The sequence below is a fragment of the Oscillospiraceae bacterium genome (genome assembly GCA_025757685.1).
Taxonomy (GTDB): Bacteria; Bacillota; Clostridia; order Oscillospirales; family Acutalibacteraceae; genus CAG-217.
This window is the reverse complement of the sequence record CP107220.1, coordinates 162,547-183,641: the sequence shown is the minus strand read 5'-3', so window position 1 is coordinate 183,641 and position 21,095 is coordinate 162,547. Positions and strand designations below refer to the sequence as shown.

The 21,095-nt window shown below is 55.6% G+C and carries 16 protein-coding genes; 10 read left to right on the top strand and 6 right to left on the bottom strand.

Going from position 1 to position 21,095, the window contains the following annotated elements; translation table 11 throughout:
* The first annotated feature begins 64 nt into the window (after positions 1-64).
* From OGM59_00845 to OGM59_00835, 3 genes are read left to right on the top strand one after another with little or no spacing between them, the layout of a single operon-like run.
* The gene (locus OGM59_00845) at positions 65-781 is read left to right on the top strand and encodes an NUDIX domain-containing protein (GenBank protein ID UYI91045.1); all 717 of its coding nucleotides are present in this window, start codon (positions 65-67) and stop codon (positions 779-781) included.
* 11 nt (positions 782-792) lie between these two features.
* Positions 793-1,959 carry a nucleotidyltransferase family protein gene (locus tag OGM59_00840; GenBank protein ID UYI91044.1) on the top strand — a complete coding sequence of 389 codons (1,167 nt, stop codon included), beginning with the start codon at positions 793-795 and terminating at the stop codon, positions 1,957-1,959.
* Positions 1,956-3,689 (top strand): alpha-galactosidase, encoded by a 1,734-nt coding sequence (locus OGM59_00835; protein ID UYI91043.1) that lies wholly within the window; start codon positions 1,956-1,958, stop codon positions 3,687-3,689. Before OGM59_00840 ends, OGM59_00835 begins: the two co-directional genes overlap by 4 nt.
* A 68-nt stretch (positions 3,690-3,757) precedes the next feature.
* Here OGM59_00835 and OGM59_00830 read toward each other — a convergent pair whose 3' ends face one another.
* On the bottom strand, positions 3,758-4,465 hold the full coding sequence (locus tag OGM59_00830) for a GntR family transcriptional regulator (GenBank protein ID UYI91042.1): 708 nt from the start codon (positions 4,463-4,465) through the stop codon (positions 3,758-3,760).
* Between the two features lie 236 nt (positions 4,466-4,701).
* On the opposite strand from OGM59_00830, the gene OGM59_00825 reads away from it, so the two are divergent.
* Complete coding sequence (locus OGM59_00825) at positions 4,702-5,742, top strand: DUF5692 family protein (protein UYI91041.1); 1,041 nt, start codon at positions 4,702-4,704, stop codon at positions 5,740-5,742.
* Positions 5,743-5,807: 65 nt separating this feature from the next.
* Here OGM59_00825 and OGM59_00820 read toward each other — a convergent pair whose 3' ends face one another.
* On the bottom strand, positions 5,808-6,452 hold the full coding sequence (locus OGM59_00820) for a lactate utilization protein (protein ID UYI91040.1): 645 nt from the start codon (positions 6,450-6,452) through the stop codon (positions 5,808-5,810).
* Positions 6,453-6,468: 16 nt separating this feature from the next.
* The gene (locus OGM59_00815; GenBank protein ID UYI91039.1) at positions 6,469-7,995 is read right to left on the bottom strand and encodes a YifB family Mg chelatase-like AAA ATPase; all 1,527 of its coding nucleotides are present in this window, start codon (positions 7,993-7,995) and stop codon (positions 6,469-6,471) included.
* A 159-nt stretch (positions 7,996-8,154) separates the two neighbouring features.
* Here OGM59_00815 and OGM59_00810 point away from each other — a divergent pair, with 159 nt between their 5' ends.
* Together OGM59_00810 and OGM59_00805 are read left to right on the top strand one after the other, a co-directional pair.
* On the top strand, positions 8,155-9,867 hold the full coding sequence (locus tag OGM59_00810) for a phospho-sugar mutase (protein UYI91038.1): 1,713 nt from the start codon (positions 8,155-8,157) through the stop codon (positions 9,865-9,867).
* 190 nt (positions 9,868-10,057) lie between these two features.
* Positions 10,058-10,912, top strand: a complete 855-nt coding sequence (locus tag OGM59_00805; protein ID UYI91037.1) for an EamA family transporter — start codon at positions 10,058-10,060, stop codon at positions 10,910-10,912.
* A gap of 75 nt (positions 10,913-10,987) precedes the next feature.
* Here the strand turns inward: OGM59_00805 and OGM59_00800 are convergent, their stop codons facing one another.
* The 3 genes from OGM59_00800 to OGM59_00790 are packed head-to-tail and all read right to left on the bottom strand — an operon-like array spanning position 10,988 to position 14,601.
* Positions 10,988-13,315, bottom strand: coding sequence for a hypothetical protein (locus OGM59_00800; protein ID UYI91036.1), 2,328 nt, complete (start codon positions 13,313-13,315; stop codon positions 10,988-10,990).
* Complete coding sequence (locus OGM59_00795; protein UYI91035.1) at positions 13,293-14,192, bottom strand: ABC transporter ATP-binding protein; 900 nt, start codon at positions 14,190-14,192, stop codon at positions 13,293-13,295. Before OGM59_00795 ends, OGM59_00800 begins: the two co-directional genes overlap by 23 nt.
* Positions 14,185-14,601, bottom strand: a complete 417-nt coding sequence (locus tag OGM59_00790) for a GntR family transcriptional regulator (protein ID UYI91034.1) — start codon at positions 14,599-14,601, stop codon at positions 14,185-14,187. Before OGM59_00790 ends, OGM59_00795 begins: the two co-directional genes overlap by 8 nt.
* 215 nt (positions 14,602-14,816) lie before the next feature.
* Here OGM59_00790 and OGM59_00785 point away from each other — a divergent pair, with 215 nt between their 5' ends.
* The 4 genes from OGM59_00785 to OGM59_00770 all read left to right on the top strand — a co-directional run bounded on the left by OGM59_00785 (position 14,817) and on the right by OGM59_00770 (position 21,065).
* Positions 14,817-16,583, top strand: coding sequence for a Na/Pi cotransporter family protein (locus tag OGM59_00785; protein ID UYI91033.1), 1,767 nt, complete (start codon positions 14,817-14,819; stop codon positions 16,581-16,583).
* A 42-nt stretch (positions 16,584-16,625) separates the two neighbouring features.
* Positions 16,626-17,300 (top strand): response regulator transcription factor, encoded by a 675-nt coding sequence (locus tag OGM59_00780; protein ID UYI91032.1) that lies wholly within the window; start codon positions 16,626-16,628, stop codon positions 17,298-17,300.
* 2 nt (positions 17,301-17,302) lie between these two features.
* Positions 17,303-18,316 carry an ATP-binding protein gene (locus OGM59_00775; protein ID UYI91031.1) on the top strand — a complete coding sequence of 338 codons (1,014 nt, stop codon included), beginning with the start codon at positions 17,303-17,305 and terminating at the stop codon, positions 18,314-18,316.
* A 187-nt stretch (positions 18,317-18,503) separates the two neighbouring features.
* Positions 18,504-21,065 (top strand): YhgE/Pip domain-containing protein, encoded by a 2,562-nt coding sequence (locus tag OGM59_00770; protein ID UYI91030.1) that lies wholly within the window; start codon positions 18,504-18,506, stop codon positions 21,063-21,065.
* The last annotated feature ends 30 nt before the right edge of the window (positions 21,066-21,095 follow it).

The window sequence follows — 21,095 nt, the reverse complement described above, 5'->3', positions numbered from 1 at the left end:
TATTGCTTTTGCAATTTATATATAATAAGTGCATAGTAACTTTTATCTCGGTGGTGAATACAAATTGCTCGGTAAATACGCCAGAGTCAAGGTCGTTATGCCTATTGGCTCTACGGACGGTACGGGCTATCGGTATCCGCTGAACTACGGCACAGTATATGGTGAAAAGGACCAGACTGCCTACATTATGGGCATCCACCACCCTGTGCGTAACTTTGACGGGCGTGTGATAGCCGTCCTCCGAAACAAAAAAGAAAAGAAATCCATTTGGATTGTGGCGCCCAAGAGCACACGATTCATTGTCAACGACATTTTGGAATATCTGGACCCGGAGCGGGACTTTCCCGGCTACCGGCTGGAATGCCTTTACGAGAGCAGCTGCGGCGCGGTCATCTTCCATGATATTAAGGGGGAGGTGCGCTACCTGCTGATCAAGAACAAGCGCTCCGCCCACTGGGGCTTCCCCAAAGGGCATATCGAAAGGGGCGAGACCAAGGAGCAGACCGCCCTACGGGAGGTACAGGAGGAAACGGGCTTGCGGGTTAAGCTGATTGAGGGTTTCTCCTGCCTGTCCAAGTATCGGATTCGGGATCGGGTTGAAAAGACGGTAACCATCTTTGCCGCCACCACCCCGAGCACGGTGATCCACATGCAAAAGGAAGAAATTGAGGACTACATTTGGCTCACCTATGACCGGGCGCTGTCGCTGCTGCGGTTTGACAATGACAAGAGTATTCTCATTGCCGCCCACGATTTTCTGGACCAAAACAACATTATTTAACGATGGAATCCATGTGTGCTGAAACTGCCTATTTAATTGAACTGACCGCCGCCTTTTTGCGGGACGAGCCGGTAACCTTGCGCCCGGATATGGATTATCGCAAGCTGTGCGGCATTGCCAAGGCGCATAATCTGATCGCTGTGGTGTACGCAGTGTGCAACAAAGCACCCAATACCGAGGTGATCCCGGAGGACTGTCGACTGGCACTCAGCGAGCACTTCTTTAGCAGCGTGTTCCTGTACGAGCACCAAAAGCAGGGCGTGGAGCGGGTGTACCGCGTTCTCAGCGACGCCGGCATCCCCCATGTATTTTTTAAGGGCGCGATCTTAAAAGAGCTGTACCCGGTGCCGGAGTGCCGCCTAATGGGCGACATTGACCTGCTCATTAACCCGGCGAACCGCCAGGCAGCCAAAGAAGCGCTAATGAGCAGCGGCTTTGCCTGTACCGCCCAAAACGGCCCGGTATACGACTACCGCAAGGGCGATGTGTTGCTGGAGGTGCACACAGCACTGATCAGCGATGATCCCCGGTGTGAGACTGCCTTTGCAAACGCCATGGATCAAGCCCAATTTGAGGGCTGCTGCGGCAAATTGGAGGACAATTACCACTTTGCCTATCTGATCGCCCATTTGGCCCACCACTTTCGCTTTTACGGCGCCGGAATCAAGCTGATCCTGGATCTTGCCGTGATGCTGCAAAGGTGCCGGATCGACGAAAAAGCGGTACTGACCTTGTGCGAAAAAGCCGGTTTAGCACAATTCGCCAAGATTGTGCTCACCGTGTGTTATCGCTGGTACGGCGTGGGTACGCCTTATGCGGATGACACAGCGGACTGTGAATCGTTTTTGGTCAGCTACGGTGCCTTTGGTAACGCGGACCGGAACAAAAGCGCCGTCATTGCCCGCCGCCAAATGGAGCAGGGCGAGAAAGCAAGCCCCCTGCGCAGCAAGCTGCGCCTGGCGTTTCCGGCATACAGCCAAATGCGCCACATACCCTATATTCGATTTTTAGACGGCCACCCCTGGCTGACCCCGTACGCCTGGTGCTACCGTCTGATTTACAACACCCGGCACCGCAAGGACTTTATGGTGCGCACCGCCCGGGGACTGGACAGCGACGATGCCTACGCCGCTGCCAAGGAAGAACTGGAATTCTTTAAGGAGATGGGATTGTTATGATTTTTGGTATCATTTTGCTGGCTATCGTAGCCATTTTACTGGTGTGGTTCGTAGCCTGGTTTATCATCACCCGCGTCAACGGCAACTGCCCGCTGTGCGCCATGGAAAAGATTGCACGCCCCTCTAAGCTGACCATAGACACCACGGACGCACCGAATTACGGCGGCGCTACCGTGCCCCCTATGGGCTGGTCCAGCTGGAACACCTTTCGCCAAAACATCAATCAGGATCTGATTCTGGAGGTGGCAGAGGCCATGGAGGCCAGCGGTCTGGCGGAAGCGGGCTACAACTATATCAACCTGGACGACTGCTGGCACAGCTCCGTGCGGGACGAAATGGGTCGCCTGCAAGGGGATCTGGGCACCTTCTCTATGGGGATCCCGGCGCTGATCAAGCAACTGAACAGCCGGGGCTTTAAGGTGGGTCTGTACTCCTCTAACGGGACCCTCACCTGCGAGGATCTACCTGCCAGTTTGGGTCACGAACGGCTGGATGCCAAAACCTTGGCCAGCTGGGGCTGCGAATTCTTCAAGTATGACTTTTGTCATCACCATGTATTAAAGGGTGATGTGCCCATTATTGAAAACCTGCAACTGAACCTGCCGGGTACCACAGAACCGGCACTGATCCTGCTGCCCGGCGAAGCAGAATTTACCGGCAAAGGCCGGGTAGTCAAGTGCAGCGATCTGCCCTCCGGTCAAGGCATCGGTATGATCGGTTACGGCTCCGGCACCGCCGGATTCCGCTTTAGCGTAGAAGCAGGCGGCACCTATGCCCTGACCCTGGCCTATAACAAATCTCTGTGCCTCCACCAGCGCTACCTGCGCATTCGAGTCAACAACGGCAAGGAACATGAGTTGCTGTTCCCCACCACCAAGGGCGCCAGCCCCACCGGCCGTATCCAGCTGACAGTTGAGCTGCAATCGGGCGAGAACCACCTGTTGCTCTACAACCCGGTGGTTACCCGGGCTGACTCCTCTTACCTGCAATACGCCCGCATGGGTCGAGAACTGCAAGAGGCCACCAAGGAATGGGCTGTCATCACCGGCGAAGAGGAGCGCCCCATCATCTATTCCATCTGCGAATGGGGCTTTGCTTATCCCTACAAATGGGGAGCCAAGGCAGGCAATATGTGGCGCACCACGCCGGATATCATGCCCAAGTGGCTAAGCATTAAGACGATTTATGAGCACAATGTACGCCTGTATGACCATGCCGGTCCCGGGGCCTGGAATGACCCGGATATGCTGGAAGTAGGCAACGGCAAGCTGACAGAGAACGAGAACAGGGCTCACTTCTCCCTGTGGTGCATGATGGCTGCGCCGCTGATTCTTGGCAATGATGTGCGCAAGTTTGTGGACGGCAACAACGAGCAGGTGCGGGAGAACCCCACCTTAAAAATTGTCACCAACAAAAACCTGATCAACATTGACCAGGACCCGCTGTGCAAGCCCTGCAAGCGCATTCGCCGCCAGGCCGGGCTGGATATTCTGGCCCGCCCGCTGCAAAACGGCGATGTGGCCCTGTGCCTGTTTAACAAGGGCACCTCCCGCCGCACGGTCACCTACGACATTAACGCTCTGGCGGACGATGCGTACCTGAACTTCCGCAAAACGCCGGGCAAGTACGAGGTGCATGAGCTGTGGAGCGACGAGTGGTTCAACGACAACACCATTAACGCCACCGTACCCCACCACGGCGTAAAAGTCTATCGTATTCATAATTCCTAACAACATACAAAACAGGCTAAGCAATTTACATTGCTTAGCCTGTTTTTTGCGTCTGTATTGGTGTATGCTTATTCGTAAATCTGGTGCTCGCCGGTCATCATATCCGTTAAGTGCGTCTCCACCAGCGCCACCGCCCGGGCGGTATCGCCGTTGAGCAGCTGCACCAGCAGTTGCTGCAGGTAATGGTACAGGGACGCCTTGCCATAACGCTGCACATATCGAGCGCCCAACTGCACATTGGCGGTCTTAAAAGAATTATAGATCAGCGGCGCAAAGGTGTTGCCGCTAAGGAAGCTCAGTTCCTGATTATACGCATAAGCCAGCTCTGACACCCGCTGCGGGTCATCCGTCTCGGCCATTTGATCCACAAAATCCTCCAGCTTTTGCACCTCTGTCTCCGTAATGGCGCGGGCAGTGAGCTTGCGCACGGAAAAACAGTCAATCAGGATCTTAAACTCCAGCAGGGAGCGAATTTCCTGCTCCGGAAGAACACCACCGTTATAGTGCATAATGGACAGAAAAATATCCGACTTGCCCACCCGGCGATAATCTGCCACAAAGGTGCCCACCCGGGGTCGCACCTCTAAGAAGCCTTTGTGCGCCATCTCCGCAATGCCGCTATTCACTACACCCCGGCTTACATCCATCATCTCCGCCAACTCCCGCTCCGTGGGCAGCTGCGCGCCGATGGGCAGCTCGCCGGACAAAATCTTGTCCTCCACAGACGAAATAAACAATTCCTTCAAACTGGCGGTTTGCAGCTTTTCAAATTCCATAGGTTCCCCTCCTGTGGTTCTTGGTAATACCAGTGACATTGTATCATCTTTGCTACTCAATTTCAACAAAAAACCGCCCCGGTTTTTGCCAATATGTAGAAATGTGCAGCCGGGCTTGTTAAAAGATTGACAATCTATAAAAACAGGACTAAACTGAACATTGAAGCGGGCGGAAAATCGCCCACGGAAGGGTTGCGCTGCGGCGCAAGATGATTTATTTTTTGGAGGAGATAACTATGTTATTCCAAATCTACGGCGATACTGCGCTGTGGCAGCTGCTGGGCTGGGCATTGGTCTTCACCGGGTTGGTGCTGGCTAACGAGATCGCCCGCCGCTCCAAGGCAGGCGGCATTTTCTTTTTCCTGGTGCTTCCGGCTGCACTGAGCGTGTACTTTATCGTCATCAATGTGGCGGCCGCAAAGGGCGTTGACTGGGCGGTTAATAACGATACGGTGGTCCACATGAACAGCTGGTTCCATTATGCCAAGCTGTATGCTGCCACCGCAGGGTGCATTGGCTTTATGATGCTTAAGTACAAGTGGAGCATCGGCAAGACCCAATGGTTCAAGGTGTTCCCCTTTGTAATTGTGGCCATTAACATTCTGATCGCTGTGGCCAGCGACTTTGAGTCTGCCATTAAGGGCATCAGCGCCGGCGGTGCTGCCGGTGGTTGGTGGCTCTCCAGCGAAAATGTGTGGCTGTTCGGCGGCTGGTGGAATATCCTCAACGGCCTGGCCGGTATCATCAACATTCTGTGTATGACCGGCTGGTGGGGTATTTACTCCTCTAAGAACCACCAAGATATGCTGTGGCCGGATATGACTTGGTGCTACATTCTGGCCTACGATATTTGGAACTTTGAGTACACCTACAACAACCTGCCCACCCACTCCTGGTACTGCGGCCTGGCTCTGCTGCTGGCGCCCACCTTTGCCAACGCACTGTGGAACAAGGGCGGCTGGATCCAGAACCGTGCCTACACGCTGGCCATTTGGTGTATGTTTGCCCAGGTGTTCCCGCTGTTCCAGGATCAAGGCAAGTTCGCCGTGATCACCAGTGTGTATGCGGACGGGTTTATGAACCCGGCGGTGCACCCCACCGCTGCCAACCCCACAGCGCAGGGCGTAATCTCTATACTGGCGCTGGCAGTCAATGTGGTGGTATTCGGTTTCATTATGAAGAAAGCCAAGGAGACCAAGACCAACCCCTATCGTCACGAGATCTTCACCCATCAGAAAGACTTCCAGCTGGCTATGAGCCGCGCGGAAGGCAAATAATCGTACATAGACAAAGAAAGGACCGTATCCACAAGGGATACGGCCCTTTTTGTATGTACATTGTTTTAATAACCCAGTTCCTCGTCCACGATCAGCACCTTAATGCGGCCGATATGGCGGTCAAAGGCGGTGGTCACATAGTTGCAGCACACCCGCTGGGGGCTAAAGCAGCCGTCGCACAGGGCGGGGTCTTCCTGATCCAAACTGATGCAATGGCCGGTAGCGGCGCAAGGGGTCTTGCAATGGAGCCGCTGGGTGTTGCGGGGAGCAGCAATGCGCTTTACCCGCTCCACCGCCTGGTCAAAGGTATCTACGATCTTGTTGCGCCCCACGATCATAATCACCTGGCGGGGACCAAACACAATGCAGGCCACCCGGTTGGAGTTGCCGTCCACATTATAAAGCACCCCGTCGGTAGTAATGGCGTTGGAAGAAGTGAAATAGGCGTCACAGCCAAAGGCATCCTGGTAGCATTGGCGCAGCGCCTCGCCCTCCAGTCCGGCCCGGTTGATATATTGATAATCCCCACCGGAGAGCAGGTCGATCACGCCCACTTCCTTTAAGGTCTCCGATCCGCCGTGGGACACGCTGCTGCCCGCAGGCACCAGCTTTTGCACCAGGGGCAGCACCTGTGCCCGGCTCTCCAAATAATACGGCTCAAAGCCCCGTCTTTTTAAGTTTTTGATGGTTTCTTCTATTCTTGCGTCCATCCCAGTCGCTCCTTTCTTATCGGTTCCAGTATTTCCGGTCCAGCGCCCGGTATTGCAGCGCCTCCGAGATGTGGGCGCCGTTAATTTCCTCTGTCTGCTCCAGGTCCGCAATGGTGCGGGCAATGCGCAGGATTTTGTCATACGCCCGGGCAGACAACCCTAATTTATCAAAGCTGATTTGCAGCAGGGCGGAGGCATCCTCCGTCAGGCGGCAACAGTCCTTGGTCATTTGGGGCGGCATTTTGGCATTGCAGGTAATGCCGGTGCCCGCAAAGCGCCGCGCCTGCATTTGGCGTGCCCGGTTCACCCGCTGCCGAATGGCGCTGCTTGGTTCGCCCCGGGTGGTATCTGCCAACTGGGCATAGTCCACGCTCTGCACCTCCACATGCAGGTCAATCCGATCCAAAATGGGACCGCTGACCTTGTCCCGGTAGCGGTTCACCGCCGCCTGGCTGCAAGTGCAGGCCTTGGTGGGATGACCCAAAAATCCGCAGGGGCAAGGGTTCATCGCCGCCACCACCATAATATTAGAGGGATAGGTTAGGCTGCCCCCGGCGCGGGAAATGGTGATCACACCGTCCTCCAAGGGCTGGCGCAGAGACTCCTTCGTACGCCGGTCAAACTCCGGGAACTCGTCCATAAACAGCACTCCGTTATGGGCCAGGCTAATCTCGCCGGGCTTGGGCACCGCACCGCCGCCGGTAAGCCCCTGGGGCGATACCGTGTGGTGGGGACTGCGAAAAGGTCGGTGGCTGATCAGCCGAGTGCCGCTGGGCAGTGCCCCGGCAATGGAATAAATCTTGGTGGTCTCGATCTGCTCCTCAAAGGTCATTTCCGGCAAAATAGACGGCAGCCGCTTGGCCAGCATAGACTTGCCGGTGCCCGGCGGGCCGATCATCAGGCAATTGTGTCCCCCGGCAGCTGCGATCTCCAGCGCCCGCTTGGCGTTCTGCTGCCCCTTTACATCTGCAAAGTCCAGGTACTCCAGCGTGTCCTCCTCCGGGGAAAATGCCCGGTAGCAAGGCTCTACCGGTGCCTTGCCCTGCAAGTGATCCAGCACCTGGCGCACATGGGCCACCGGCAACACATCTATGCCCTCCACTATGCTGCCCTCGTCCCGGTTGGCAGCGGGAACAAACACCGCGTGCAGCCCTTTTTCCCGGGCGCACAGCACCATGGGCAGCACTCCGGTGCAGGGCCGGATTTCGCCGTCCAGAGACAGCTCGCCTAAAAAGGCACAGCCGTCGGTGCTGCCGTGAATTTGGCCGCTGGCTTTCATCAGTGCCACAAACACCGGCAGGTCGTAAACGGCGCCCTCTTTTTTTACATCTGCCGGGGCAATATTTACCGTCATACGGGACACCGGGAACTGGTAGCCCCCGTTCTTAATGGTCGCCCGCACCCGCTCCCGACTCTCTCGCACCGCCATATCCGGCAGACCCACAATGTCAAACCGGGGCAGACCGGTGCTGATATCCGCCTCTACCGTAACGGAAAAAGCGTCCAGCCCGTTCAGACCCAAGCTCTCCACCTTAGCATACATAATAACGACCTCTTCTCCTGATTTTCTGCTTTTATTATACACGACCGACAGCCGTTTGACAATGCTTATTGACACCGGTGCAAATTGGGATTAAAATAATAGCGTGATGAGGAGCAGAAAGAGACAGACCCATCGTCAAAGAAAGGCAAAGGTGACAGTATGAATACCACAGAACTCTATACCCAGTGGCTGGAAAAGGCCACCGCTGATCCGGACCTGCAGGCAGAGCTGCAAGCCATCGCCGGACAGGATGAGGAAATTCGCGATCGGTTCTACCGCTCACTGGAGTTCGGCACCGCCGGGCTGCGAGGCGTGATCGGCGCCGGTACAAACCGTATGAATGTGTACACCGTAGGCCGTGCCACCCAAGGGCTGGCCGATTATCTGAACGCCAAATACGACCACCCGTCCGTGGCCATCGGCTATGACTCCCGGATCAAGAGCGACCTGTTCTCCAAAGAGGCGGCTGCTGTGCTGGCAGGCAACGGCATTAAGGTATATCTTTATAAAGAGTTGGAGCCCACCCCCTGCCTGTCCTTTGCGGTGCGGCAGCTGGGCGCCCAGAGCGGCATTATCCTCACCGCCTCCCACAACCCGGCCAAGTATAACGGCTACAAGTGCTACAACAAAAACGGCTACCAAATGACCGACGACGAAGCGGCGGAGACTTACCATTATATTGAAAAGGTGGACTACTTCACCGGCATTAAGAAAGCGAACTTTGACGCCGCTGTGGCAGACGGCACCGTGGAATACATTGGCGAAAAGATGATGACCGCCTTTTTGGACGCGGTAGAGACCCAGTGTATGAACCGGGGCGTGTGCCAAAAGGCAGACCTGAAAGTGATCTACACCCCCCTAAACGGCACCGGCAATAAGCCGGTACGGGCGATCCTTGACCGGATCGGCGTGCCCCATGTGTATGTGGTGCCAGAGCAGGAGTTGCCGGACGGCAACTTCCCCACCTGCCCCTACCCGAACCCGGAGATCAAGCAGGCCTTTGAACTGGCACTGAAAATGAACGAAAATATCCACGCTGATCTGCTGCTGGCAACCGATCCGGACTGCGACCGGGTAGGCATTGCGGTGATGCAAGGGGGCAAAGTACGGCTGATGAGCGGCAACGAAGTAGGCGCTATGCTGCTGAATTACCTGCTGGAAATGCGAAAGCAAAAAGGCACCCTGAGCCAAAACAGCGTGGCGGTGAAGTCCTTTGTATCCACCGATCTGGCCCAGGCCATTGCTGCCCGCTACGGCTGCACCTTTAAGAATCTGCTCACCGGATTTAAGTACATCGGCGAGGTGGTAACGCAGCTGGAGTCCCAGGGCCGTGCAGACGACTTTGTGATGGGCTTTGAGGAAAGCTACGGTTATCTGGCCGGCACCCATGCCCGGGATAAGGACGCCGTGGTGGCCAGTATGCTCATTTGCGAAATGGCCGCCTACTACAAGCTGCAAGGGCTGAGTTTGGGCGATGTGATGGACAAAATTTACGCCGACTACGGCTACTATGACAACGCAGTGGTCAGCTACACCTTTGAGGGCGAAGCCGGTATGGAAAAGATGGCCGGGATCATGAACCACCTGCGCCAAAATCCGCCAAAATCTCTGGGCGACAGCCCGGTGGTGGAACACAGCGACTACCAAAGCTCCCTATCCACCGACTTGGTTAACGGCGAGTCCACCTCCATTGACCTGCCCAAATCCAATGTGCTGGAATACAAGGCGGAGAACGGCTGCAAGCTGATCGTGCGCCCCTCCGGCACGGAGCCGAAGATCAAAACCTATGTGACCGCCGTAGCCGCAGACAAAGCCGTTGCCCAGAAAATGGGGCAGCAGCTCATAGACGAAAGCGCCGCCTGGATGGCGTAACAGAAAGGAAGTAGAGAGAATATGCAGCAAAAATGGGTCAAGGTGACCGCCATTATTCTGGCTCTGCTGATGGCTTGCAGCGGGCTGGGCGTTGGCATTTACGCCTTTGTATCTTAACAAAAAGCACGCCCCGGCGCTACGGTACTTTACCGGGCGGCGGGGCTTTTTTGATGGAAAGAGGGGCCCCTTTATGTGGATCTTATTTGCCGTAGGCAGCGCTTTTTTTGCCGGCGCTACCTCTGTACTGGCCAAGGCGGGGATCAAATCCGTGTCCTCGGACTTTGCCACTGCCTTTCGCACCGGCGTGGTGCTGATCTTCTCCTGGCTGATGGTCTTTGTGGTAGGGTGCCAATACGCCGTCTCCACCATTACCCCACGGGCACTGGTGTTCCTGGCCCTGTCCGGCGCCGCCACCGGACTGTCCTGGCTGTGCTACTTTAAGGCCCTATCCATCGGCAACCTGAGCAAGGTGGTGGCGGTGGACAAATCCTCCACTTTTCTGACCATTCTGCTGGCGCTGATCTTCTTCCGCGAGCCGTTTCGTTGGCTCACCGGGCTGGGGATCGCCGTGATGATCGCCGGCACAGCCCTAATGCTGGAAAAGGGCGACGCCAAAAAGGGCGAAAGAGGCTGGCTGTTTTACGCCGCGGGCAGCGCCGTCTTTGCCGCGCTGCAGTCCATACTGGGCAAGGTGGGCGTGCAGGATATGGACTCCACCCTGGCCACCGCCCTGCGCACCGTGGTGGTGCTGGTCTTTGCCTGGGCCATTGTGCTGGGCAAGAAAGAGGGCGGCGACTGGAAAAAGATGACCCGCCGGGACGCCGTGCTTCTGGTGCTGTCCGGGATCACCACCGGCGCCAGCTGGTTGTGCTACTACCGGGCGCTGCAAACCGGCCGCGCCAGCGTGGTGGTGCCCATCGACAAGTGCTCCATGCTCTTTGCCGTGGCACTGTCCGCCATCTTCTTAAAAGAGAAGCAGACCCGCCGCAGCCTATTGGCGCTGGCACTGGTGGTGGCAGGCACTTTAATGATCGCCTTGGCCTGACCTGATATACATAGAATGCAAAAAGGACCGTATCTAAGAGATACGGTCCTTTCCTCTTTGCTTTATAAGCACGGATTATCCCAGCGCATAGGCCAGATCGCTTGCAGCGTCCGTTGTAGGCTTCCCCTGCGCATACCCATAGGCAGTAGGCACAAAATACATCTTGGTGGCCTTGCCGTCCTTGGTGATCAAGCTAACGGCATAACCCTGCTTTGCTTTCTTCAGCCGTTCCATTTGGTCAGCGCCCGGCTGTACACCGGCAAGCGTGCGGGCAATGGCTTTGCGGTCCGTTACCGTACGGAACGGATCGGTATAAAGGGACGCAAAATTCTTGCGCACCACCTGGCCGCCCAACAGGCTCTCCGGGCGGGTCAGGTAATAGCCGTCCTCACTGTCCGGCTCGCCCAGCAGGCAGCCGTCCCCTTCGGTATAATCAGCTGTCACCGTACAAATCGGCGATACCAGCATAGTCTCCACCTGATCGGCAGACGGCAGCGTGGTCTGCGCCCCATAGATAAAGCCGTCTTTTTGCAGCAGCTTTAAGGTGCGATTCGCCCCGCCGGACTGATTAGGCAGATACACCACCGAGCGCACCACCGGGCACGGCGGATCGCTGTCTGTATGGGTGCTGTAAAAGCGGTTATAATAGGTACGCAAGGCCTCCGGGTCCATCTTTTGCAGTTGGCGGCGGGTCTTGCTGTCCGTGCCCGGGCGCACCTGGTAAATGGCAAAAGACACGGTGCTCCAGGACGCGTCTTGCATATTCATATAGGTCCAGTCCGTCCGGGTCAGCTCCATAAAATCCGCTCGAATGGCAGCGTAGTAGGCGGTCTGATCCACCTGCACCTCGCCCCGATTGTCCTCCATGGTCTGGTTCCAGTACAAATCGTCCCGCTCCGTGCTGATTAAGGACACCAGCAGCAGGTTCTCCTTGGCGCTGTTCTTCACAAAGGGCTGTTGCTGCTTATATTCCTTGGTGGAGCGGATCACATTGGCGCCTTTATCCCCGTAAGCGGTATAGATCCGGGTCAGAACCTTGCCGTTCTTTAATTTATATCGGAAACTGGACTTAAAGCCGCTGCCGCCCAGTACCTCAGTCTCTGCTGCGGTAATGCAATCCCGATGCAGCTGCACAATGGCAGCCACGGACGCCGGGTCCGTAAAAGTATAGCTGGATTCCAGCTCTTGCGACTCTGTCGTATCGGTAGAAACCAAGTGCGTACCCGGCTCCAACATATAATCCGGCAGATCCACCAGCGGGTCCTCCACCATAGGCTGCACCGTCACCTGCGCCACATCCTCTGCTGCCGGCACCTTGTTGCGGTAGTCGCTGCCCTGCACGCCTAAAAGGCACACGGTGCCAACGGTCACCACCACTAAGGTACTGCACAGCACCGCGGCAGTGGGATTAACGACCTTGCGGGTGTACACCATGGTACACACCAGGGTCATCACGCCCACACCGGCACCACACAGCAGCGCATACACGCCATACTGATTCGCCTGCAAGGTTAGCAGCATAGGCAAACACACCAGGCTCAGCGCCGCCCCGGTGGTGGCCAGCACATAGACCACCGGTGTGGACAGGGTCTGCTCCGCGCACTCGCCGGAGCGCCGCCGATAAAAGAACAGTCCGGCAAAGAAGCTGACTGCCCCCACCAGCAAAGCCGCCAGCAGCAAATAGCGAAAACCAAACACTCCCTGCACCCCAAAGGGCACATACGCGATAGGGCTGACCAGTGCCACGATCCGTACCGGCTGCTGGTTCAGCCCGGACAGGAAAGCGGGAAACAACTCTGCATAAGAAATCAGTCCCAGGGGCAAACAGCCACCGATACCGATAAGCAGGGTCCAGTATTGCCACACCTTGCCTGCCGTAACGGCGCATAGCAAACAAATACAGTAGAAGGCCGCCGCCGCTGCAAAGGCAACTGCCAGCAGCCGCAGGCCGTAACCGGCATCCAGTTGAACATGCCACTTGCGAGGAATCAGCTGCGGCAACAACCAGCATCCGATCCCGGCGCCGCAAAAGGCCAGCAAAAGTACCAGTTCCCCCATCACCCACTTGACAAAGTAAAAAGTGCGCCGAGTCACCGGCAGGGATAAATAGAAATCGCTTTGCCGCCGACTGTACAGAAAGCGAAAAGCGGATATAGCAAAGAACGCCCCCGCCATGATTGTGGCGGCGGACAAAAACAGCGCTATACTGCCAAAAATGCGCACCGTCTGATCCTGCGCGGCGACAATGTCGGTATCCTGATTCATAAGTGCCTGCAAAAGGCCGTGGCACAGAGCGTACAAGAAGCCTAAAAACGGAAACAATGCCAGCCAAACAGACATACGGCGCCCCTCCCGCTGCAAAGCGGAAAACAGCACCCACTTAGATGACCTTGTTGATGTCATAACCGGCCACCTCCATTTCGCTGATAAATAATTCTTCCAGAGTAATCGGCAGGGTCTCGCAAAACAGCGGATGCAGCCGCTGTACCAGCGCCAAAGTCTCTGTCTCCGTGCCCCGCACCGTCATCTCAAACAGCTTGCCCTGCTGGCTGCATTTGAGCAAATTCAGCCCGGCGCGCACCGTTTCAAAATCCGCCGGATCCGCCAATGCAAACTGCACGCGGGTGATCCCCAGCTTCAGCCGATCCAGGTCGTCCTCGCACAAGGCACCGCCCCGATGGAGCAGCCCCACATGGTCGCACACATCCTCCAGCTCTCGCAAATTGTGACTGGCGATCATCACAGACGCGCCGTTCTCTGCCACAAAGTCCACCAGCAGCTTCTTTACCAGTTCCCGCACCACCGGGTCCAGACCGTCAAAAATCTCGTCAAACAAGATACAGCGAGGCTGGGTGGACAACCCCAGCAGAATCGCAGCCTGGCGCTGCATACCCTTACTCATCTTGCCCAGCCGAGCGTCAAAGGAAATGGGGAACAGCTTTTCCATCCGGGCAAAGTAGTCCTCGCTCCACCCGGGATACACGCTGCGGTACAGCCGTGCCAGCCGCCGCACGGTGGCGGTGGGAGCTAAATACGGATAGTCCGAGATAAACACAGTGCTGCGCTTGACCTGCTCATTCTCAAAAGGCGCCTGGCCGTTAATGAGCACCCGCCCGCTGTCCGGCCGATACACACCGGCCAAAATGCGCAGCAGCGTGGACTTACCGGCGCCGTTAGAACCTACCAGCCCAAAAACGGAGCCGTCCTGCACCTTCAGCGTCAAGTGGCGCAAGGCGGTAACGCAGTCAAACTGCTTGCTCACATCTTGAATTTCAATCATCTCGGTCCCTCCTCTCCATCTGTTCTTCTACAATCTGCTCCAGCTCCTGCCGGGTCAGGCCGGCGTCTGCCGCTGCCTGTACCGCTGCGGCAAAACGATCTGCCGCCAGCTTCTTAAACTGGGACAGCTGATCCTTCTCCGGCGAAATAAAGGCACCCCGCCCGGCTACTGTATAAAGCACGCCGTTCATCTCCAGAGCGGCATAGGCCTTTTGTACCGTGTTGGGGTTAATGCCCAGTTGCTGTGCCATGGCACGCACCGACGGCAGCTGCTGGTCCGGCAGCAACAGCCCCAGGGACACATACCGCACGATCTGCGCTTGCAGCTGCTGGTGAATGGGCACCCGACTGCGATTATCTATATGAAACAACCGTGCACGCTCCTTTTTCTCGTTCTCTGTACTATACATAGTAGTACACTATGACTATACCATACTCATCGCCAATCGTCAACCACCGTTTACAGCCAAATTCGCGCACTTTCCGACAAAATATCCGGTCTTTTGTCGCAGAACATTTAACCCAAATTTAACATTGGCCGAATTCAAACTTAACAGACTTCCTATATGCTAAGTGGGAACGAAATAAAAAACAAGACAAAACAGAAAACAGCGGGGTATATCCGATGACAATTTTCAACTTCTTAAGCCTGATCGGCGGTCTGGCACTCTTTCTCTTTGGCATGAATGTGATGGGCAGCGGCCTGGAAAAAATGGGCGGCGGCAAATTCGAGTCCGTGCTGGAAAAGATGACCAACAACCGCATTAAGGGCGTGCTGCTGGGCGCCGGCGTGACCGCCGTGATCCAGTCCTCCAGCGCCGTGACCGTGATGGCCGTGGGCTTTGTAAATTCCGGCATTATGGCACTGAACCAAGTGGTGGGCATTATTATGGGCGCCAATATCGGCACCTGTATCACCTCCTGGCTGCTGTCGCTCACCGGCATTGAGAGCAGCAATGTATTCTTGACCATGCTGAAACCCAGCACCTTCTCCCCGATATTGGCGCTGATCGGCATTGTACTCTATATGTTCTGCAAAAGCGAGAAGAAGAAGGAACTGGGTTCCATTCTCCTGGGCTTCTCTACCCTGATGTTCGGCATGGAGGCTATGAGCGGAGCTGTGGCACCGCTGGAGAGCGATCCGGCCTTTACCGGCGTGTTCACCATGTTCTCTAATCCCATTCTGGGCGTGCTGGTGGGTATGATCCTCACCGCCATCATTCAAAGTTCTTCCGCTTCCGTGGGTATTCTGCAAGCACTGTCCGCCACCGGTGCCATCTCCGTGGGCGCCGCATTTCCCATTATTTTGGGGCAGAATATTGGTACCTGCATCACGGCGCTGATCTCCAGTATCGGCACCAACAAAAACGCCAAGCGTACCGCTGTTATTCACCTAACCTTTAACATCATCGGCGTGGTGTGCGGTATGGCGCTGTTCTACGGTGCCAATGCCATCTTCCACTTTGCCTTTTTGGACAAAGCGGTGAACGGCGCAGACATTGCCGCCATTCACACCGCATTCAATGTATTTTGCACTGTGCTGCTGTTCCCCTTTGGCAAGCAGCTGGAAAAGCTGTCCTGCCTGATCGTGCGGGACAAGGCAGACAAGACGCAGCCCGCTGCCGCAGACAACGACGCACTGGTAGAGGAGCGCTTTTTGATGTCCCCGTCCTTTGCCATTGAGAAGTGCCGGGAGCGCACCAACGATATGGCCCGCCTGGCCCAGAAAAACACCTTGCTGTCCCTGGGCTTCATCCGGGTCTACAATAAGAAAGACAGCGAGGCGATTCACCAAAATGAAAAGGCGCTGGATGCCTTTGAGGACGAACTGGAGACCTACCTGGTCAAGATCAGCAGTATGCAGCTGAGTCTGGAGAACAGTATGCAGGTGAGCAAGCTGTCCCACGCCATCGGCAACTTTGAACGAATCGGCGACTACGCAGTGAATATTCTAAAAACCAAGCGCACCATGCACGAGGACAAGATCCACTTCTCCAAGGAAGCCTCCAAGGAGCTGGAAGTGATGAGCAGCGCCGTGCAGGAGATCATCACCAAGGCCACCAACGCCTTTATTGAGAACGATGTGGCTGCCGCCCAAACCATTGAGCCGCTGGAGCAGGTGATTGACAACTTAAAGGCAGAGCTGCGCGCCCGCCACACCAAGCGCTTGCAGGCCGGGGAATGCACCATTGAGACCGGTATGCTGTTCTTTGACATCATCAACAGCTTTGAGCGCATTGCGGACCACTGCTCCAATCTGGCTGTGTGCATTATTGAGCTGAGCCAGGGCAGCTACCAGACCCATCGCTACTTAAAGAGCGTAAAGAGCCAAGAGAACGCCCGGTTTATGAAAAGCTTTGAGGATTATTTGCGCAAATACGCATTGCACTAACGGCGAATTTTTGCTATGCTAAAAGGAGTAGGAGGTGACGGTGTGAGCCAAAAGATCTATATTGTAGAGGACGATGCCAGTATTCGAGAGCTGGAAAGCTATGCGCTAAAGAGCGCCGGATTTGAAACGCTGGGATTTGAGAACAGCCGGGATTTCTTCGCCCAAATGGAGAGCCACCTGCCGGATCTGATCCTGCTGGACATTATGCTGCCGGGCACAGACGGACTGAAAGTGCTGGAGACCATTCGCTCCACCCCCGCTTACAGCAAACTGCCGGTGATCCTGGTTACTGCCAAAACCGGCGAGATCGACGCAGTTAAGGGGCTGGACTCCGGCGCCGACGACTATATAACCAAGCCCTTTGGGGTGATGGAGCTGATCTCTCGGGTAAAGGCGCTGCTGCGCCGCATCGACCGGGTGAAGAAAGAGGATCTGAACTACGGCACCATTCGCATAGACGTGAGCCGACACACCGTGCAGGTAGACGGCAACGAAGTGGAGCTGACCTATAAAGAATACGAAATTCTCAAGTACCTGATGAAGAACCGGGGCATTGTGCTCACCAGGGACTCCCTGATGGAAAAAATTTGGGGCTACGATTTCGAACACGGCAACCGCACGGTGGATGTACATATCCAGTCCCTGCGCAAAAAGCTGGGCACCGCCGGGGACGCCATTAAAACCATTCGCAATGTGGGCTACAAGATCGGTGACTGATCATGCGTAAGAAAGTCTTTTTCCGTGTATTTTGCTTTACCGCTCTGGCAGTGATCGCCACCGTGGTGCTCATCACCCTGGCGCTGACAGTGGCCCACGACAACACCGGAGCCTTGACCGGCGCCATCATCCGCAAGGAACTGCCCTATGTACTGGGCATTTTAGCGGCGGTGCTGGGGGCTTCTGTGCCGGTCAGCTACGCCATCACCGGCGCAATTATTCAACCGCTGGAACAGTTGGGCGAACACATCGACCATATTGACCGGGTACAAACCGAAAAAGAGCTGCGCCCCTTTGTGGAGAAGATCCGGGCCAATAATGAAAAAAAGCGCCAGCTGGAAAAACAAAAAAAGCAATTTACCGCCAATGTGTCCCACGAACTGAAAACCCCACTGACCTCCATTGCCGGTTATGCTGAACTGATCGAAAACGGAATGGCTCGGCCGGAGGACATAAAGCCCTTTGCCCACACCATTCGCAAGCAGGCGCTGCGGCTGGTGTCTTTGGCAGAGGATATTATTCAACTGTCCCAGCTGGAGGAGAACGACGGCGAGATCCTCTTTGAAGAAGTGAATTTAACGGAATTGGCGTCGGACTGCGTGCAGTCCCTGCAAATCAATGCCCAAAGCCGAACGGTAGACCTGCGCCTGGCGGCCCCGGAAGCGCCCATTTACATTAAGGGCAACAAAAGCCTGCTGGAGGAACTGCTCTACAACCTGTGCGACAACGCCATTCGCTACAACAAGCCCCAAGGCAGTGTTACGGTAACCCTGCACCCGGAGCAAGGCGGCACCGCCTTACAGGTGGCCGACACCGGCATCGGCATACCGGAGAAGTACCGGGAGCGTATCTTTGAACGCTTCTTTCGAGTGGACAAAAGCCGCAGCAAAGAGACCGGCGGCACCGGGCTGGGGCTGGCCATCGTCAAGCATATTGCCCAGGTGCACGACGCGCCGGTGGAGCTGGACAGCGTGGAGGGGCAAGGCACAACCATTACCGTGCACTTCCCGGAATAATATGGTATATATATTTATATAAGAAACGCACAGTCGTGGCAGCTGTCCGTTTTTTGCGTTTTTTATAGTTTTTATACATTTTACGGCATTTGTCAAATTTTCAGACATTTCGTTATAAATAACTAATTACAAATCGTTATCGCGGTCATATACTATGTGTAGAATTTTTAGAAAAGGAGTTTTAGTTGTGGCTACGAAGCAAAAAAAGCCGATGGCAAAGACCATCATCAAGGCCGCCGTAATTATCGGCGTGCTGATCATTCCGCTGATGTACAGTTACTTCTATCTGAGCGCGTTCTGGGATCCGTATTCCCGCTTGCAAGATGTATCTGTGGCGGTGGTCAACCTGGACCAAGGCGCCAAAATCAACGGTAAAGACCGCAATGTAGGTAAAGAAATTTGTGATAATTTAGAGGAAGACGGCTCGCTGGACTTCCACTTTGTCAGTGAGGCAGACGCAAAAGACGGTCTGATGAACGACAAGTATTACGCCGAGGTTCTGATTCCGGCAGACTTGACCGATTCCATCTCTACGGCCTCCAAGAATACCAAGAAGCAACACGCCCAAATCCAATATGTTGCCAACCAAAAGCGCAACTACTTAGCCTCCCAGATTTTGGAAAGCGGCATGATGCCCACCATTAAAGAAACCGTCAACGGTGCGGTAAACAAGGAAATCACCGCCACCCTGACAGATAAGCTTTACTCCGTGCCGGACGCGCTGGAGATCCTGAAAGACGGCTTACAGCAGCTGTCTGACGGCGCCGGTTCCGTAAAAGACGGCACCCAGCAGCTGTCCACCGCCACCATCAGCCTGAATGTAGGCACGGAAAAGCTGGCAAAGGGCAGCAAAGACCTGGTCAGCGGCCTGTCTGTATTTAAGGCCGGTACCGCCAAGCTGGCAGACGGCGCCACCCAGGTAGACACCGGCGCCGCCAAGCTGCAAAAGGGCGCTGCCACCTTGAAAGCCGGCACCCAGCAGCTAAACAACAATGTACCCGCCCTGAAAAGCGGCGTAAAGAAGCTGAACGACGGTGCCTCCGCGTTGGCAGACGGTTCCGCTGCCCTGCGCACCAACCTGAAAGCATATACCGGCGGCGTGGCTAACGCCTCTGCCGGCAGCGACGATGTGATGGACGGTATCGCCAAGCTCCAGTCCGGCATTACCGGTCTGGAAAGCGGCTTGGTCGACCTGAAGACCCAGTCCGCAGACGGCGCCACCGACCTGGCTGCAGCAGAGAAGAAGCTGGAGACTGGCGTGGACCAGATGACCACCCAGCTGAGCGTCTACACCACCGGTGTAGACAGCCTGATCACCAACTTTGAGACCAGCGTAAAGCTGCTCACCGGGGCTTATCCCTACATTAGCAACGCCGCTGTGCAGCAGCAGGTGGGTCAGTATCTGCAACAGTGCAACACCGCAGAAAATCGAGAGAAGCTTGCCAAACTGAAGCAGGGCAAGAGCCAGATCAATACCGGTTTGGCCACCATGAAGCAGGGCTTGCAGCTGCTGGAGACCGACTCTGCCAAGAGTATGGCCAAACTGCAAGCGGGTATCGGCCAGGTACAGGCCGGTGTCAAAATGTTAGACGACGGTGCTGTGGCTCTAAACACCGGCACTGCAAAACTGCAAAAGGGTCTGCAAACCCTGGAAAAGAACAATGATGCGCTGAACGCAGGCGCAGCCGCCGTAGCCACCGGCGCAAGCCAGTTGGCAGACGGCACCGACACACTGCAGTCCTCCTCCGGCACCCTGGCCAAGGGCGTAACCGCACTGGACAGCGGCGCGGGCGATCTGCTGGCAGGCGTAAAGGCACTGAAAGCCGCCACTGCCCAGCTGGCAGACGGTTCTGACCAAATCAACACCAAGACGACGACCATTCAAGACGGTGCCTCCCAGCTGCAAAGCGGGATCAACCAGCTGAACGGCGGTGCCTCTCAACTGGAAAACGGTGCTGCCAAGCTGAACACCGGTGCCGCCGCATTAAAGGCCGGCACAGACACCGCCAAGGACGGTGTGGAGGAAAACCTGACCACCACCAACAACCAGCTGAAGGCCCTGGACGGCTTGGCCGATTACAGTGAGGAGCCGGTATCCACCGACACCCAGCATGTGCAGCCGGTAGACAACTACGGATCCGCATTCGCCCCCTACTTTATGAGTCTGTCTATGTGGGTCGGCGGTTTGATGATCTTCTTCGGTATCTACCTGGATTATCAAAAGAAAATTCGTATTCTGTCTAAAGACAGCGACCATGTGGTACTGCGTGCATTCGTGTTCATGCTGCTGGGTCTGCTCCAGGCGGTGCTGCTGGCATTCGTAATCCACCACGTGCTTGGCATTAAAGTCGCCAACTTAGGTATGCTGTACCTGTCTTGCTGTTTGGTATCGCTAACCTTTATCTCGATCATTCAGTTCTGCCTGGTACACTTGGGCGACGCAGGCAAGTTCGTTGCGCTGCTGCTGCTGATCTTGCAGCTGACCTCCTGCGCAGGCACCTTCCCCATCGAGACCTGCCCCACCTTCTTCCAGAAGCTGTATCCGTTCATGCCCATGACCTACTCCGTGCGCCTGTTTAAGGAAGCACTGGCCGGCACATGGAACGGCAGCGTTACCAAGGATGTACTGATCCTGGTGGCCATTATGGTGGTATTCACCCTGGCAACCACCCTGCTGAGTGCCTACCGTGATCGTCATAAAATCAAAGAGATGATGGCAAACGGCCCGGAATCTGTGCTGAATAAATAAATCCTAAAACCCCTTTCAAGGAGCCTGTAA

Coding starts and splice junctions, on each gene's coding strand:
- OGM59_00810 (UYI91038.1), top strand. CDS start 8,155: ATGAATACCACAGAACTCTATACCCAGTGGCTGGAAAAGGCCACCGCT.
- OGM59_00815 (UYI91039.1), bottom strand. CDS start 7,995: ATGTATGCTAAGGTGGAGAGCTTGGGTCTGAACGGGCTGGACGCTTTT.
- OGM59_00800 (UYI91036.1), bottom strand. CDS start 13,315: ATGACATCAACAAGGTCATCTAAGTGGGTGCTGTTTTCCGCTTTGCAG.
- OGM59_00785 (UYI91033.1), top strand. CDS start 14,817: ATGACAATTTTCAACTTCTTAAGCCTGATCGGCGGTCTGGCACTCTTT.
- OGM59_00775 (UYI91031.1), top strand. CDS start 17,303: ATGCGTAAGAAAGTCTTTTTCCGTGTATTTTGCTTTACCGCTCTGGCA.
- OGM59_00820 (UYI91040.1), bottom strand. CDS start 6,452: ATGGACGCAAGAATAGAAGAAACCATCAAAAACTTAAAAAGACGGGGC.
- OGM59_00790 (UYI91034.1), bottom strand. CDS start 14,601: ATGTATAGTACAGAGAACGAGAAAAAGGAGCGTGCACGGTTGTTTCAT.
- OGM59_00830 (UYI91042.1), bottom strand. CDS start 4,465: ATGGAATTTGAAAAGCTGCAAACCGCCAGTTTGAAGGAATTGTTTATT.
- OGM59_00840 (UYI91044.1), top strand. CDS start 793: ATGTGTGCTGAAACTGCCTATTTAATTGAACTGACCGCCGCCTTTTTG.
- OGM59_00835 (UYI91043.1), top strand. CDS start 1,956: ATGATTTTTGGTATCATTTTGCTGGCTATCGTAGCCATTTTACTGGTG.
- OGM59_00825 (UYI91041.1), top strand. CDS start 4,702: ATGTTATTCCAAATCTACGGCGATACTGCGCTGTGGCAGCTGCTGGGC.
- OGM59_00805 (UYI91037.1), top strand. CDS start 10,058: ATGTGGATCTTATTTGCCGTAGGCAGCGCTTTTTTTGCCGGCGCTACC.
- OGM59_00795 (UYI91035.1), bottom strand. CDS start 14,192: ATGATTGAAATTCAAGATGTGAGCAAGCAGTTTGACTGCGTTACCGCC.